Here is a 16055-nt window from a genome sequence, read left to right on the forward strand (position 1 = left end):
GTGCTCCTATCGGACGGCGACGTCGCCGCAGAGGTGGACGTGGACGCCCAGGGCGTCGAACATGGCGGCCTTGGCCACCAGCGCCTTGTCGGCGGTGGCGGCGTCGGGGGCGTAGACGAGCTGGGCGTGGTTGGCCTTGTGGCGGGCCATGAACTGGTCGCGGGTGATGCCGCGCAGGACGACGTGGGCGATGGGCCACTCGGGGTTGGTCAGCCGCGAGCGCCGCTCGGTCTCCTCGGGCGGCAGCTCGACGACGCCGGCGCGGCCGAGGTCGACGTGCAGCTCCCCGCCCTCGATGTACACCCGCGACCAGACGATCTCGCCCGGCTTGGAGACGCCCTTGATCGTGGCGCCGCCCTGGGGGAAGAACACCGGGCTCTGCCGCCAGCCCTCGGCGTCGGCGTAGCCGCCGGCGAAGTGCGAGGGCGGGACGGACCCGGAGATCTCGTAGACCCAGACGAACTGCCCGTCGTGGTCCTCGCCCCAGCGCACGTCGTGCAGCGTGGTGGCGGGGTCGAGGCCCATCGCGGTCCAGACCCGGTTGGTGATGAGCGCGTCGACGGCCACGCCCTCGTCCACCTCGTTGAAGTGCGGCAGGGCCCGCCCCTCGTACAGCACCCGGGAGCCGTCCCGGCTCCGCACCGGGGGGCGCTCGACGTTGTTGAGCAGTCCCTCGACGAGGTCGGAGGCGGGGCAGACGTTCTTGAGTCCCTGCTGGTACTGGATGCCGACGGCGTCGAGGCCGAAGTCGTCGGAGAGGCGCAGGGCGGCGACGTACATCTTGTACTGCCACATCACCTGGTCCTCGGTGAGCTCGGTGTCCGGGTCGGTGCCGAACCGGAACGTCATGCCCGCGTCGGTGAGCCACTGCCCCACGGCCCGGGCCTCGTCGTCGGGCACGGTCTGCATCTGCGCGAAGAGCTCGGACTGGGAGAGCCGCTCCTTGTAGATGCCCAGCGGGTTGAGCAGCTCGTCGTCGATGATCGCGTTGTACATGCCCATGCAGCCCTCGTCGAAGACGCCGACGATCGCCTTCTCGGTGCGCAGCTGCTCGGCCAGGGCGCGGCCCAGCCGTGCCTCCTCGGAGTCCGGCAGCGTCAGGTCGCGCACGTGGGAGGTGTCGTGCTCGACGCTCCCGGTCTCCAGCCAGGTCCGCAGGGCGCCGAGGAACCACTCGTCGGTGCCGTCGACGGTCCACAGCGTCGAGTACGGCACCTGGGCCTTGGTCAGCGAGGCGTTGAGGTTGAGCAGCCCCACCAGGCCCGGCCAGTCGGGAGCGAAGTTCGCGACCGTGAGGATCGGCCCGCGGTGCGTGCGCAGCCCGGGCAGCACGTGGTGGGAGTACTGCCAGATCGTCGTCGCCACGATGACCGGCGCGTCCGGCGGGACGGCCCGGAAGGTCTCGATGCCCTGCCGCTGGCTGGTGACGAACCCGTGGCCCTTGACCGGGTCGACGTCGAAGGCACGGCGCAGCGTCCACCCCTCCCTCTCCACCGCGCCGCGCAGCAGGGACTCGAACGCCTCCTGCGTGGGCCACCCGGCCTTGTTCGCGGGCTCGCGCAGGTCGCCGCTCGTGGTCAGGTAGACCACCTTCTCCGGCGCCTCCGGCACGGCGGCCGGTGCCGGGAACTCGTACGTGGTGCTGGTCATGTCAGGTTCTCCTTCGGTGGGGCGGCGGGTCAGCCGTCGGCGCGCTGGACCCGGGCGAGGGCGTGCGAGATCTCCGCGGTCGCCGGGTAGGCGGCGCGGTAGAGGGCGTACAGCTCGTCGTAGCGGGTGGTCAGGTCGCGGTGGGGCGTGATGGTGGCGCGCGGGGGGTTCCAGGCGTCGATGTCGGCCTCGGCGACGGCGGCCGCGGCGAGGAACGCGGCGCCCAGGCTCGCCCCGACCGTGGTCCGGGGCAGCACCTGGTCCAGCCCGGTGACGTCGGAGACGATCTGCGGCCACAGGTCGCCCTGGGTGCCGCCGCCCGCGGCGACCACGCGGTCGATGCGGGCGCCCGCCTCGCGCATGACCTCCACGTTGTGCCGCACCGCCAGGGCGGTGGCCTCGAGCACGGCGCGGTAGAGGTCGCCGCGGGTGTGCGAGACCGTCAGGCCGAGGATGGCGCCGCGTGCGTCCGCGTCCTGCACGGGGGTGCGCTCGCCCGCGAAGTAGGGCAGGACCAGCAGCCCGCGGGCGCCGGGGCCCGACGAGCGGGCCTCCTCGACCAGCGCGCCGAAGTCCGGGGTGCCGGTGAGGTCGCGAAGCCAGGCCGTGATGGCGCCGGAGGTGGCCATGCCGCCGGCGAGGCAGTGGGTGCCGGGGAAGGCCCCGGCGGTGGACCACATCACCGGGTGGGTGACCACGGCCTCGGTGGTGCAGACGAGGAACATCGTGGTGCCGTACATGAGGAACAGGTCGCCCGGGCGCTGGGCGCCGACGCTGACCGCCTCGGTCCACGCGTCGATCGTCCCGGCCACCACCGGCACGCCGGCGGGGATGCCCGCGAGCGCCGTCGTCGTGCGGCCGGCCACGTCCCCGGGCCACAGCAGCCGCGGCAGCTCGAGGCCCGGGGCGCACACCTGCGCCCAGTCCTCGAGCCAGGCGGAGGCGTGCGGGTCGTACATCGGGGTGCACTGGCTGGCGGAGTGGTGGTCCAGGACGTACTCGCCGGTGAGGCGGCGCACCAGGTAGGACGCGGGCATGAGGAGCCGCCGCGCCCGGCGGTACCGCTCCGGCTCCTGGCGGGAGACCCAGAGGATCTTGGGCCCGCCGGCCTGGCTCGACAGGGCCGTGCCGGTGCGCGCGTAGATCTGCTCGGCCCCCAGCCGCTCCCCGAGCAGCGTGATCTCCTCGCCCGCGCGGGTGTCGACGCCGTAGAGGATGGCGGGCCGGACGGGCCGGTCCTCGGCGTCGACGAGCAGGACGCACGGCCCCATCCCCGAGACGCCGACGGCGATCACCTCGTGGGCGCCGTCGCCGGTCAGCTCCTCGGCCAGGGAGGCGAGCTCGTCCCACCAGACCTCGGCGTTCATCTCCACGTGGCCGGGGTGGGGCCGGTCCACCGGGTGCTCGCGGACCGCGGTGCGCAGGACCTGCCCGTCGAGTCCGACCAGGACGGCCTTGGTGCTGGAGGTCCCGATGTCGATCCCGAAGAGGGCGCTCTGTGCCACGGCTCCCCCTCAGGCCCCGGGCTCGCGCACGCCGAGCGTGAGCAGCAGGTTGGCGTACAGGCGCTGGTCGCCGGTGGCGACGACGGCGGCGAGGTCGGGCCCGCGGCAGGCCTCGTAGAACTCGAACCGGCCCAGCTCGCGCCACGCCACCGTCTCCCCCAGCTGCGCCCGGTACCCGTGGTGCGCGGGCACGGTCTCCCCGCCTCCGGGCGCCATCACCGCGGCCGCCTCGATCGGGACGGCGGCCCGGAGCACCTCGAGCACCTGGTCGACGTCGAGGAGCCCGGGGGCGAGGTTGAGGTGGATCCGCGGCACACCGGCGGCGGCGCCGGTGGAGTGCGGGTAGTTGCCGTCGGCGAGCAGCACCTGGGCGCCGTGGCCCGCGGAGGCGAGCGCGTGCACGAGGCCGGGGTGGGTGAGCGGTCCGAGTAGCACGGGGTTTCCTCCTGGTGGGTGGTGGTCAGCGGTGCCCGGCGTGCGGGGCGCGGGTCCGGGCGACGTCGTCCTCGAACACGCGCACCGCCTCGGTGGTCAGGGGTTCGTCGAGGAGCTGCTCCCACATCGCCGGCGCGATGGTGAAGCAGTCGACGCCCCCGGCGGCGAGGCGGGCGACGTCGGCCGGGGACCGCAGGGACGCCACGAGCAGCCGGGTCGACGAGCCGACCGCGTCGAGGATCCGCTGCATGGTGAGGACCTCGCCGACGCCGTCGCGGCCGTTGTCCGTCATCCGTCCGACGTAGGGCGCCACGAACGTCGCCCCGGCGGCGACGGCGGGGAGCACCTGCACGTGGTTGTAGACCGCGGTGACGAGCGTGACGACGCCGCCGTCCGCCAGCGCGCGGGTGGCGGCGATCCCGGCCGGGGTGACGGGGATCTTGATGCCGACGTCGCCGCACCGGTCCCGGATCTCGCGGGCGTTGCGGAGCAGGTCCTCGGTGGTCGCGCCCCAGGTCTGGACGAAGAGGGTGCGGGCGCCGGCGGCGCGCATGCGCTCGACGACGGCGGGCAGGCGGTCGGAGCCGACGCCTGCGCGGGCGAGGAGGGTGGGGTTGGTGGTCACGCCGGCGAAGAGGCCGGTGGCGAGCAGCGGCTCGACCTCGGCGAGGTCGGCGCTGTCGAGGAAGAGGTCGAGCATCGTCAGCCTCCGAGGCGGGTGGTGGGGACAGTCGGTCGGGCGAGGCCCGCCTCGAACCAGGGCAGCAGGGCGTCGCGGGCGGCCTCGAAGCGGTCGTGCAGGTCCTCGGCCGGCTGCGGGTCGCGCTCCGGCTCCAGGACGTCGGTGATCTCGCTCAGCGTGCGAGCGGCGGCGAAGTCCGGGAGGGCGCCGAGGCCCACGAGGCCGGTGACGGCCGCGCCGAGGCTGCCCGCCTCCGCGTCGACGCTGCGGCGCAGCACCGGCACGCCGAGGACGTCGGTGAGGACCTGCAGCCAGACGCCGGAGCGCGCGCCTCCGCCGATCACCTGGAGGCGGTCCACCCGCTGCCCGGCGGCCTGCAGCGCCGTGCGGCAGCTGCGCAGGTTGTGCGCGACGCCCTCGAGCACCGCCCGCGTGAGGTGGGCGCGGCCGTGGTGCGGGGCGAGCCCGACGAAGGCGCCGCGGGCGTGCGGGGTCCACAGCGGCGCGCGTTCGCCCATCAGGTGCGGCAGGAAGAACAACCCCTCCTCCGCTGCCCGCACGCCGGCGGCGTCGTCGAGCAGCCGCGCCACGTCGTCGCCGACGGCGGCCGCGAGCCAGGACAGCGCGGCGCCGGCGGCCTGCATCGTGGCGATCGGCACGAACCGCCCGGGGACGACGTGGGCGAAGGTCATGGTCCGGCGGGCCGGGTCCAGGGCCGGGCGGTCCGCGGCGAGCGCGATCCAGGCCGAGGAGCCCAGGCACAGGTACGGGTCGTCGTCGGGGCCGAGGGACCCGGCGCCCACCGAGGCGATCGGACCGTCCCCGCCCCCGAGCACCACCGGGGTGCCGGCGCGCAGGCCGGCGGCGGCGGCCGCGGCGGCGGTGAGGCCGCCCACCACGGTGGTCGAGGGGACGATCTCGGGCAGCAGGCGGGTGGGCAGCCCGGCGGCCTCGGCGAGCTCGGTCCACCACCGCCCCTCCTGCAGCAGGTACAGGTTCGTGCCGGAGGCGTCGGACGGGTCGGTGCGGACGGTGCCGGTGAGCCGGGCGACGACGTAGTCCTTGGCCTGCACGAGGTGCTCGGCGCGCGCGAACGCCGCCGGCTCCTCCTCGGCCACCCACAGCGCCTTGGCCAGCGTGTAGCTCTCGGAGAGGCGGTGCCCGGTGCGGGCGTAGACCTCGGCGGGGGCGACCAGCTCGGCGGCCCGCACGGCCTGGGCGGTGCTGCGCCGGTCCGCCCAGATCAGCGCCGGGCGCACCGGCTCGAGCTGCGCGTCGAGGAGGACCGCGCCCTGCATGTGGCCGGACACGACGACCCCGTCCACCTCGTCCGGTCCGCGGCCGGTCGCGGCGAGCAGGTCGCGGGTGGCGGCGGCGACGGCGCCGGTCCAGTCGTGCGGGTCCTGCTCCGCCTCCCCCGCCGGGCCGTGGACGGTCGGGTAGGGCACGGTGACGGAGCCGAGCAGCCGGCCGCCGGCGTCGTGGAGGGACGCCTTGTCCGCGCTGGTGCCCAGGTCGTGGGCGACGACGAGGCTCATGTCGCCCGTCCCGTGCTGGCCCGCACCACGAGCTGGGGTGCGACCCGGAGGTCGCGGGTCGGTCCGCCGTCGCACAGCTCCCGGGCGCAGCGCACCGCACCGGCGCCCAGTGCGGCGAAGTCCTGCCGGACCGTGGTCAGCGGCGGGTCGAAGAACCCGGCCCCGGGGACGTCGTCGAACCCGGTCACGACGACGTCCTCCGGCACCCGCGTCCCCGCCTCGCGCAGGGCCGCGAGGACCCCGAGGGCGAGGAGGTCGTTGGAGGCGACGACGGCGTCCGGCAGCGGCCCGGCGGCGATCCGCCGCCCGACGCGGTGACCGTCCTCGGCGTCCCAGGAGTTGGCGTCGACGACGGTGGCGACCATGCCCAGGGTGGGGGCCAGCCGCTCGAGGATCTCGGCGCGGGAGGTGGCGTCGGTCCAGCTCCGTGGCCCCGCGACGTGCGTGACGGTGCGGCAGCCGCGCTCGCGCAGGTGCTCCAGCACCGCGCGGACGCCCGACTCCTGGTCGATGGACACCGTCGCGACGCCGGGCAGGTCGTGCTGGCCGGAGAGGAGCAGGACCATGGGGATGCCGTCGTGGTGGGCGAGGAGCTCGGGGACGGTGGCGCCGTGCTGGGCGACCACGATCACGCACTCCGGCCGCTGGCTCGCGATGCGCGCCATGGCGCCCGCCACGCCGACCGCGTCGTCCGCCGCCACCCGGGTGATGGTGACCAGCAGCCCGGCGCGCCGGGCCGCCTCCTCGACGGCCAGCAGCGTCGAGGCGAGACCGTGGTAGACCGTGCCGACCACGAGGATGCCGAGGAGGTTCGTGCGGCGGGAGGCGAGGGAGCGGGCCTGGAGGTTGGGCCGGTAGCCGAGCTCGTCGACGAGGCGCAGCACCGTCGAGCGGGTGGACTCGCTCACCGCCGTCGACCCGTTGAGCACGCGGCTCACGGTCTGCAGCGACACGCCCGCCGCGCGGGCGACGTCGGCCATCACGATGTTCTTCGCTGTCATCCCCCCGGCACCTCTCTCCTCCGTCCGCGTCCGCCCGGTCATCGCCGATGCTGCCCGGTCATCGCCCGTACTGGGAGCGCAGCCCGACCAGCGTGGCGACGGCCTCCGCAGGCAGCTCGCGCTCGCCGCCGATCAGCCGCAGCAGGTACGTCACCTTGGCCGTGTACTCCAGCCGCTCCATCGCGAGGTAGGCGTCGGAGAGGTCGGCGCCCCAGGTCAGGGCGCCGTGCTGCTCGAGCAGGCACCCGTGGTGCGTGGGCACGAAGGGCACCACCACCTCGCCGAGCGCGTCCGTGGACGGCGTGGCGTACGGCGCGAGCGGGATCTCGGGCATGTGGATGACCGACTCCGGCAGCATCTTCAGCGTCAGCGCCTCGCCCTTGACGGCGAAGACGGTGCCGTACATCGGGTGGGCGTGGACGACGGCCCTCACACCGGGGTCAGCCTCGTAGACCTTCAGGTGCATCCGGACCTCGGTCGAGGGACGGAAGGGCGCGGTCATCTCGAGCACCTGCCCGTCGGCGTCGACCTTGGCGATCTTCTCCGGCGTGAGGGAGCCCTTCGACACCGACGCCGGGGTGCACAGGATCTCGCCGGTCGACAGCCGGACGCTGATGTTGCCGTCGTTCGCGGCGACCATCTGCCGCTGCCACAGGTTGCGGCCCACGTCGCAGATCTGCTCGCGCAGGTCCTTCTCCTCGGTTGACATCTCTCGTGAGGTCCTTCCGGTCGTCAGCGGGCGGCGAGGTCGGCGAGCCGGCGCAGGGCCGGGTCGACGTCGCCGGGGTCGATGAGGGTGGGCGGGGCGGAGGCGGCGAGGGCGCGGGCGCCGTCGTCGCGGCCGGCGAGGTGGCCGAGGGTTTCCAGCTGCGCCAGCACCGAGCCGGCGGCGGAGGCCTCGACGGGCCCGACCAGCACCGGGATGCGGCAGGCGGCCGCGGTCATCTCCGAGAGCAGGGTGTTGCGCGCGCCGCCGCCGACCACCACGAGATGGCCCGGCCGGGTCCCGGTGAGGCGGGCGAGCTGCTCGACGGAGCGGGCGTACGCCGCGGCGAGCGACTCCAGGACGGCCCGGACCAGCTGCGCCCGGTCGGCCGGGGCGGCGCCGAGCCGGCGGAGGTGCTCGGCGACCCGGTCGGCCATGGGGCCGGGGCGGGCGAGGTCGGGGTGGGCGGGGTCGAGGACGACGCCGAGGGAGTCCGCCGCGCGCGCCTCCGCCACGAGCTCGGCCGGCTCGGCGCGGAGCCCCTGGGCCAGCCACTGGCGCTGGCACTCCTGGAGGATCCACAGCCCGGTGAGGTTCTTCAGCAGGCGGACGCCGCCGTCGGTGCGGACCTCGTTGGTGAACCCGGCCTCGAGGGCGGCGGGGTCGAGCAGCGCCTCGTCCCGCTCGACGCCGACGAGGGACCAGCTCCCGGAGGAGAGGAAGGCGCGGTCGCCGTCGCCGGGCGGCAGGGCGTGCACCGCGCACGCCGTGTCGTGGCTGCCGGCGCGCAGCAGCGGGGTCCGGGGGTCGTCGGCGAGGGTGCCGACGGCGGTGCGCTCGTCGCTCAGCGGGCCGAACCAGGCGGGGTCGAGGCCGAGCAGGTCCATCACCTCGGTGGACCAGTCCCTGGCGCCCGGCGCGCACAGCCCGGAGGTGGAGCAGATGGCCCGGCTCCACCCGCGCTCGCCGCCCAGGCGGTGGGCGACGTAGTCGGGGAGCATGAGGACGGCGTCGACCTCCTCCCGCAGGGCGGGGTCGTCGCGCAGGCCGGCGACCAGCTGGTGCGTGGTGTTGATCGGGTCGGGCCGCACCCCGGTCAGCCGCCACAGCAGCAGGTCGGGCGCGCGTCCGGCGAGCTGGGCAGGGACGTCCGCGGTGCGCGGGTCCCGGTAGGCGCGCACGGGTGCGGCGAGGGTCCCGTCCGCCCGCAGCAGGGCGTGGTCGACGCCCCAGCCGTCGACCGAGACGGCGTCGAGGGGGCCGTGCCGGGCGGCGCGGGCCAGACCGTGGCGCACCTCGGCGAGGATGGCCTCGACGTCCCACCACAGCGCGCCGTCGGCCTCCTGGACCTGGACGGCGAACCGGTGCACCTCGTCCAGGCGCACCGCGGCGCCGTCGTACCGGCCGGCCACCACGCGGCCCGAGCTGGACCCGAGGTCCACCGCCGCGACGGTCGTGGTCGCTGCCATCTGGGCTCCTCCCTCCTCCCGCTGGTGGGCGGGCGCGCGCGTGGCCGGCCGGACCGGTCGGCCGGTCCGGGCGTGGTGCCGGGATCGATCTGGTGCGGAGTCGCCGGTCCGGGCGTGGTGCCAGGATCGACCTGGTGCGGCGTCGCCGGCCCGGGCCCCGGGCCGGCGACCGCCTGGCTCACTCGTAGAGGGCGCGAGCGATCTCCTCGTCCTCCATGTTGGTCTCGTCGTACCAGTAGAAGCCGGTGTCGACGGTCTCCTCGACCTCCTCGCCGTTGACCGCCTTCACGGCCGTCTCGACGGTCTGGTAGCCGATCTGGTACGGGTCCTGGGTGATGGCGCCGTCCATGGTGCCGTCCTTGATGGCCTCGATCTGGCCCTTGCCGGAGTCGAACCCGACGACCGCCATGTCCTCGGCGCGGCCCAGCTCGCGCACGCCGTTGACGACGCCGATGGCGGAGCCCTCGTTGCAGCCGTAGATCCCGGCGAGGTCGGGGTTGGCCTGGAGGATCGCCTTGGTGATGTCGGTGGAACGGAGCTGGTCGCCGCCGCCGTACTGGATGTCGACGATGGTGAGGCCGCCGTCCTCCTCGATGGCCTCGACGAAGCCGTCACGGCGCTGGATGCCGGTCAGCGAGGTCTGGTCGTGGCAGATCACGGCGACGTCCCCGCTGCCGCCGGTGAGCTCGATCATGTGCTTCGCGGCCTCGGCGGCCGCGGCCTTGTTGTCGGTCGCGACGGTCGAGACGGGGATGTCGGACTCCACGCCCGAGTCGAACGCCACCACCGGGATGCCCTGGGAGTCGATCTGGGTGAGCAGCGGGATCGAGGCCTCGGAGTCGAGGGCGGCGAAGCCGACGGCGTCGGGGTTGCCCGAGAGCGCCGTCTGCAGCTGCTGGAGCTGCTGCTCGACGTCGGCCTCCGTGTCCGGCCCGTCGAAGGTGACCCGCACGCCGAGCTCGTCGGCGGCGTCCTCCGCGCCCTGCCGCACGGCCTGCCAGAACTGGTGCTGGAAGCCCTTGGAGATCAGCGCCACGTACATCTCGTCGCCGCCGCCGGCCGCGGTCCCGCCGCCTCCGGCGGTCGCCCCGCCCCCGCCCCCGCCCCCGTCTCCGCCGTCGGAACACGCGCCGAGGGCCAGGGCGAGGGACGAGAGCACGATCGTGGTGGCCAGTGTGGTCTTGCGCATCGGGTACTCCTTCGTACGTGACGGGTGGGACGTTCAGCTGCTACACGCGGGACTCGCGGCGCCGGCGCACGTTGTCGGCGAAGACGGCGACGAGAATGACGACACCCACGGCGACCTTCTGCCACTCCTGCGGGATCGCCATGATCTGCAGGCCGTTGTTCAGGGTGGCCATGAGGATGGCGCCGATGATCGTGCCGAGGACGGAGGCCCGGCCGCCGGAGAGGGAGGTGCCGCCGATGACGACGGCGGCGATCGCCTCGAGCTCGTAGCCCAGGCCGAGGGCCGGCTGGGCCGAGTTGAGGCGGGCCGCCATGACGACGCCGCCGATGCCGGTGAAGACGCCGGCCAGGACGTAGATCCTGATGAGCCACGAGCGCGTGTTGATGCCCGACATGCGCGTGGCCTCCTCGTTGGAGCCGATGGAGAGCGCATAGCGGCCGATCAGGGACTTGTTGAGCAGGACCCCCGCGATGACGGCGAGCGCGAGGAAGATCAGCACCGCGTTGGGCACGTTGGGGATCAGCGTGCCGAGGGCGATCTGCCCGAAGCCGGGCACCGAGGTGAAGTACAGCGGCGTCGCCCCGGAGATGACCAGGGAGAGGCCGGCCGCGGCCATCATCATCGCCAGCGTCGCGATGAAGGGCGGGATGCCGAGCACCGCGACGTTGAGGCCGTTGATCAGGCCGAGGAAGGCGCCGAACAGGATGCCGAGCAGGACGGCCAGCGGCATGGGCAGGCCCAGGAACGCCTCCGTGGCGAACACCGCTGTCATGACGGAGCACAGCGTCATGGCGGTGCCGACCGAGAGGTCGATGCCGCCGGTGGCGATGATGAACGTGGCCCCGAGCGCGAGGATCCCGGTCACCGACGCCGCCAGCAGGATGCCGAAGACGTTGGAGGTGCTGAGGAAGTTCGGGCTCGCGACGGCGAAGAAGGCGAAGAGGGCGATGAGCGCGCCGAAGGCGAGGAACTGCTGGATGCTGACGGAGCGCCGTCGGGCGATCGGCGTCTCGGGCGCCGCCGCCTCCGGCCGGGCGGCCGGAACCGCGGCGCTCACGACGCCGCTCCCATCGTCTCCGTGCGGAATAGGGTGGCCAACTCCATGATCCTTTCCTGCGTGACTTCGTTCCTGTCGAGAGTCCCGGTGATCCGGCCCTCGCACATGACCGCGACGCGGTCGGCGAGGCGCAGCACCTCGGGAAGCTCGGACGAGATGACGATGACCGACTTGCCCTGCCTGACGAGCTCGTGGAGCAGGGTGTAGATCTCGTCCTTGGCACCGACGTCGATGCCTCGGGTGGGTTCGTCGACGATCAGGACGTCGCAGTCACGGGTGAGCCACTTGCCGATGATCGCCTTCTGCTGGTTGCCGCCCGAGAGGTTGCGGGCGAGCTGGTGCACCGACGGGGTCTTGATCCGCAGCGCCTTGACCTGCTTCTCGGCCTCCGCGGTGATGCCGCGCTCGCGCACGAACCCGAGGCCGGAGCTGAACCTTCGTAGGGAGGAGAGTCCGATGTTCGCGCGGACCGACTGGTCGAGCAGGAGCCCGTAGCGCTTGCGGTCCTCGGAGAGGTAGCCGACGCCGAGCGCGACCGCGTCGGCGGGCGTGCGGATGGTGACCGGCCGGCCGTTGATCCTGATGGACCCCGAGGTCGTGGGGTCGGCGCCGACGACGGCCCGGGCGACCTCGGTGCGGCCGGCTCCCATGAGCCCGGCGAAACCGAGGATCTCCCCGCGGTGGAGCGTGAAGCTGATGTCCCGGAGCAGGTGCCGGGTGTTCAGGCCCTCCACCTCGAGCACCGGCTCGCCGGTCACCCGTTCGGGAGGCCGGACGTCGGTGGAGATCTTGCGTCCCACCATCATCGCGATGATCTGCGAGATCTCCGTCTCCGCCGTCGTCACGGTGCCGACGTAGGTGCCGTCGCGGATGACGGAGACCCGGTCGGTGATCTCCCGGATCTCGGGCATCCGGTGCGAGATGTAGATGACGCCGGTGCTGGGCGAGACGAAGTCGCGGATGAGCCGGAACAGCGTCTCGATCTCGGAGTCGGTCAGGGCCGCGGTGGGCTCGTCCATGATCAGGATGCGGGCGTCGAAGGAGAGCGCCTTGGCGATCTCGACCATCTGCTGCTGGGCCACCGTGAGGTCCCGGATGCGGCGGGCGGGATCGATGTCGATCTTCAGGCTGCGCAGCAGGGCGCGGGCGTCGCGCTCCTGCCGGCGGTCGTCGATGACCTGGCCGAGGAACCGGCGCGGCTCGCGGCCCATGTAGATGTTCTGGGCGACGGTCTGGTCCGGGACGAGCTGGAACTCCTGGTGGATGATCGCCAGCCCGGCCGCCTGCGCCTCGTGCGGGTTCGTCACCGTCGACGGCTTCCCGTCGAGCAGCACCTCTCCCCCGGGGTCGGGCTCGTAGATGCCGGTGAGGATCTTCATGAGGGTGGACTTGCCGGCCCCGTTCTCGCCGCAGACGCCGAGGACCTCTCCGGCGCGCAGCTCGAGCGAGACGTTGTTCAGCGCCTTGACGCCGGGGAAGGACTTCGAGACGGACCGCACCTGGAGCAGCGGGGTTCCTTCGGTGTTCGGGGACTGCACTGGACCTATCACCTGCTTCGTCGCGAGGCGGGATGTGAGCGCTCACATAAGGTAACAGCGTGTTCTACGTCACACAAGAGCCCGAGGCGCAGCTACCCGAAATGCCCCCGAACCGAGACATCTCGGCTCACCGTCACGTCTCCCGCACGACGTTGCTCATGTGGCCGCTCCCAGCGACCACATCGGCAGCCTCGTTCCGGACAGCTCCCCGGTCAGGGCCGGAACTCCTGCGGCGGGTGGGTGGCCACGACCAGCGCGCGCAGCGCCTCGAGGTCCCCGCTGACGAACCCGAGCGCCCTGGCCTGGACCAGGGCGTTGCCCATCGCCGTCGCCTCGACGGGCCCGGCGAGCACGGGCAGCCCGGAGCTCGCCGCGGTGAGCCGGCACAGCACGGCGTTGCGGGCACCGCCACCGACGAGGTGGATGGTGCGCACGCGCCGCCCGGTCAGCTCGGCCGCCCGGTGCACGGTGCGGGCGAACGCGTCGGCCAGGCTCGCCAGGATCGTGCGCACCACCGCCGCCCGGGTGGCGGGCGGCTCCACGCCGTGCGCGCGGCACCACCCGGTGATGCGCGCCGGCATGTCGCCCGGCGGCAGGAACCCCGGGTCGTCGACGTCGATGATCGGCACGGGGTCAGCGACCTGACCGGCGGCGCGGACGAGCCCGGGCAGGTCGACCTCCCCGCCGTCGGCCTCCCAGGTCCGCACCGACTCGCTGAGCAGCCACAGGCCCATGACGTTGTGCAGGTACCGGACCCGGCCGTCCACGCCGCGCTCGTTGGTGAACCCGGCCGCCCGTCCGGCGTCGGAGAGCTCGGGGTGCTCCAGCTCGACGCCGACCAGCCCCCAGGTGCCGCAGCTGATGTAGGCGACGTCGGCGTCGGTGGCGGGCACGGCGACGACGGCGGAGGCGGTGTCGTGCGACCCCACCGTCGTGACCCGAAGCCGGGCGGCCCCCTCCCCGAGCTGCGCGGCGACGTGCGGGAGGAGCGGACCGGCGTCGGCACCCGGGTCCACCAGGGGCTGCAGGACCCGACCGGGGATGCCGAGCCGCCGCGCCAGGCCGGTGCTCCACTCCCCCGTGCGCGCGTCGAGCAGGCCGGTGGTGGAGGCGTTGGTGCGCTCGGCGGCCGCCGTGCCGGTGAGCCAGTACGTGAGCAGGTCCGGCACGAGCAGGAACCGGTCGGCGGCGTCGAGGACGCCGTCGAGCCGGTCGACGACGAGCTGGAAGACCGTGTTGAACGGCAGGTGCTGCAGGCCGTTGACGGCGAAGAGCTCTGCGGGCGGGACGACGGCGTGCACGGCGGCCACGCCCCGCGCCGTGCGCTCGTCGCGGTAGTGGAACGGCACCCCCAGCATGCGCGTGCCGCGCAGGAGGGCGTAGTCCACCGCCCAGCTGTCGATGCCGGCGCTCGCGACGTCGCCGGCCCGCACGGCCTCCGCCAGCCCGGCGAGGGTGCGGGCGTACAGGCCCAGGACGTCCCAGTGCAGGCCGTCGATGGTGCGCACCGGGGTGTTGGGGAAGCGGGCCGCCTCCGTGACGGCGAGCTCGCGCGCGGAGACGTGCGCCAGCATCACCCGGCCGCTGGTGGCGCCGAGGTCGACGGCGGCGACCGTGCCGCCGCCGGTCACCGGCCTCACGCCCCCCAGCCGGCCTGGACGCCGCCGACCCGCTCGGCCGCGACCCGCTCGCCGTAGCCGGACCGGGCGTACGCGGCGACGGGGTCGGGGTCGAGCCCCTGGCCGGTGCGCAGCTCGGCCAGCAGCGGCCGGACGTCGGTGTTGTAGGCGTCCATGAGGACGGCGTTGGCGCGGAGGACGTCGCCCGCGGTCTGCGCCGCGCGCAGGGCGTCACGGTCGACGAGGAGCGCCTTCGCCGTCGCCTCCTGGACGTTCATGACCGAACGGATCTGTGCGGGGATCTTCGGCTCGATGTTGTGGCACTGGTCGAGCATGAAGTTGACCCCCGAGCCCGGCCGGAGGGCGTCGGCGGCGACGATCTCGTTCATGATCCGGAAGAGCTGGAACGGGTCCGCGGCGCCGACCATGAGGTCGTCGTCGGCGTAGAAGCGGGAGTTGAAGTCGAAGGCGCCCAGGCGCCCGACCCGCAGGAGCTGGGCGACGATGAACTCGATGTTCGTGCCGGGCGCGTGGTGGCCGGTGTCGAGGACGACCATGGCCCGCTCGCCCAGCGCCAGGCAGTGCAGCAGGGACGTGCCCCAGTCCGGGATGTCGGTGGCGTAGAACGCCGGCTCGAAGAACTTGTACTCGAGGATCAGCCGGTGCTCGGGGCCGAGCGCGGCGTAGATCTCCGCCAGCCCCTCCGCGAGCCGTTCCTGCCGGGCGCGCAGGTCGTCCTGGCCGGGGTAGTTCAGGCCGTCGGCCAGCCAGACCTTGAGGTCCTGGGAGCCGGTCTCGCGCATGATCTCGATGCAGCGCAGGTGGTGGTCGAGAGCCTTGCGCCGCACCCGTGGGTCGGGGTTGCACAGGGATCCGAGCATGTAGTCGTCGTCCTGGAAGACGTTGGAGTTGATCGCGCCGATGCTCACGCCGAGCTCGGCGGCGTGGCGGCGCAGGTCGGCGTAGTCGTCCACGAGGTCCCACGGGATGTGCAGGGACACCCGCGGGGCGACGCCGGTGTACCGGTGGACCTGGGCGGCGTCGGCGAGCTTCTCGTACGGGTCGCGCGGGACTCCCGGCTGGCCGAACACCTTGAACCGCGTGCCGGAGTTGGCGAACGCCCAGGACGGCAGCTCGATCGTCTGCGCGGCGAGCGCCGGCAGGGGGTCGGGGACGGTCATGATTCTCCTTCGGGGGCTGCGGGACCGGAGGCGGCGCCCGCGCCGGCGTTCGGTTCGAGGGCGGCGAGCTGGTCCTGCAGGTGGAAGACCTCCTGCAGGGGCACGAAGCTCTCGTCGGGCCGGGCTGGCCCCGCGGTGACGAAGTACCGGGACATCTCCGCCTGCCACCGCGCGTTGACCTCGGTGGCGGCCATGGCGGCCTGGGCCGCCGGAAAGTCCTCGGTCTCGAGATAGCCGACGAGCGTGCCGTCGTCGGCCAGGAAGAGCGAGTAGTTGCCCCAGCCCGCCGCGTCGAGCGCCCGGAGCATCTCCGGCCAGACGGCCGCGTGGCGCTCCCGGTACTCGGCGGCGAGCTCGGGCCGGACGCGCGCGAGGAAGCAGATCCGCTCCACGCCTCTCTCCTCTCTCGGCGGAGCCGCCCGGCGGACCGGCCGGCCGCTCGTCGGCGCGACGAGATCGAGGTTCTGGTTCGGAATGGCTTCTCG

At 73.7% G+C, this 16055-nt stretch carries 14 protein-coding genes; all 14 read right to left on the reverse strand.

Annotation, left to right across the window (positions count from 1 at the left end):
* Positions 1-6 precede the first annotated feature (6 nt).
* On the reverse strand, positions 7-1650 hold the full coding sequence (locus ABD774_RS06485; RefSeq protein WP_345038994.1) for a fucose isomerase: 1644 nt from the start codon (positions 1648-1650) through the stop codon (positions 7-9).
* Between the two features lie 29 nt (positions 1651-1679).
* Positions 1680-3155 carry an FGGY-family carbohydrate kinase gene (locus tag ABD774_RS06490; RefSeq protein ID WP_345038996.1) on the reverse strand — a complete coding sequence of 492 codons (1476 nt, stop codon included), beginning with the start codon at positions 3153-3155 and terminating at the stop codon, positions 1680-1682.
* 9 nt (positions 3156-3164) lie between these two features.
* Positions 3165-3590 carry an RbsD/FucU family protein gene (locus ABD774_RS06495; protein WP_345038998.1) on the reverse strand — a complete coding sequence of 142 codons (426 nt, stop codon included), beginning with the start codon at positions 3588-3590 and terminating at the stop codon, positions 3165-3167.
* A gap of 25 nt (positions 3591-3615) precedes the next feature.
* Entirely contained in the window at positions 3616-4290 is a 675-nt protein-coding gene (locus ABD774_RS06500) for a transaldolase family protein (RefSeq protein ID WP_345039001.1), read from the reverse strand.
* A gap of 2 nt (positions 4291-4292) precedes the next feature.
* Entirely contained in the window at positions 4293-5810 is a 1518-nt protein-coding gene (locus tag ABD774_RS06505; protein WP_345039003.1) for a xylulokinase, read from the reverse strand.
* Positions 5807-6811 (reverse strand): LacI family DNA-binding transcriptional regulator, encoded by a 1005-nt coding sequence (locus tag ABD774_RS06510; protein WP_345039005.1) that lies wholly within the window; start codon positions 6809-6811, stop codon positions 5807-5809. The genes ABD774_RS06505 and ABD774_RS06510 overlap by 4 nt, the downstream gene beginning before the upstream one ends.
* 58 nt (positions 6812-6869) lie before the next feature.
* Positions 6870-7520, reverse strand: a complete 651-nt coding sequence (locus ABD774_RS06515; protein ID WP_345039008.1) for a class II aldolase/adducin family protein — start codon at positions 7518-7520, stop codon at positions 6870-6872.
* A 23-nt stretch (positions 7521-7543) separates the two neighbouring features.
* Positions 7544-8986, reverse strand: a complete 1443-nt coding sequence (locus ABD774_RS06520; protein WP_345039011.1) for a rhamnulokinase — start codon at positions 8984-8986, stop codon at positions 7544-7546.
* Positions 8987-9164: 178 nt separating this feature from the next.
* Complete coding sequence (locus ABD774_RS06525; RefSeq protein ID WP_345039013.1) at positions 9165-10175, reverse strand: ABC transporter substrate-binding protein; 1011 nt, start codon at positions 10173-10175, stop codon at positions 9165-9167.
* Between the two features lie 40 nt (positions 10176-10215).
* A complete protein-coding gene (locus ABD774_RS06530) occupies positions 10216-11178 on the reverse strand; it encodes an ABC transporter permease (RefSeq protein ID WP_486327280.1) in 963 nt (320 codons plus the stop codon).
* A gap of 50 nt (positions 11179-11228) precedes the next feature.
* A complete protein-coding gene (locus ABD774_RS06535) occupies positions 11229-12770 on the reverse strand; it encodes a sugar ABC transporter ATP-binding protein (protein ID WP_345039017.1) in 1542 nt (513 codons plus the stop codon).
* A gap of 212 nt (positions 12771-12982) precedes the next feature.
* Positions 12983-14344, reverse strand: a complete 1362-nt coding sequence (locus ABD774_RS06540; protein WP_425554499.1) for a rhamnulokinase — start codon at positions 14342-14344, stop codon at positions 12983-12985.
* A 62-nt stretch (positions 14345-14406) separates the two neighbouring features.
* The gene (gene rhaI, locus ABD774_RS06545) at positions 14407-15570 is read right to left on the reverse strand and encodes an L-rhamnose isomerase (protein ID WP_345039021.1); all 1164 of its coding nucleotides are present in this window, start codon (positions 15568-15570) and stop codon (positions 14407-14409) included.
* Entirely contained in the window at positions 15567-15962 is a 396-nt protein-coding gene (locus ABD774_RS06550; protein ID WP_345039023.1) for an L-rhamnose mutarotase, read from the reverse strand. Before ABD774_RS06550 ends, rhaI begins: the two co-directional genes overlap by 4 nt.
* Positions 15963-16055 lie beyond the last annotated feature (93 nt).

The organism is Georgenia daeguensis, assembly GCF_039537705.1.
GTDB classification, from domain to species: Bacteria; Actinomycetota; Actinomycetes; order Actinomycetales; family Actinomycetaceae; genus Georgenia; species Georgenia daeguensis.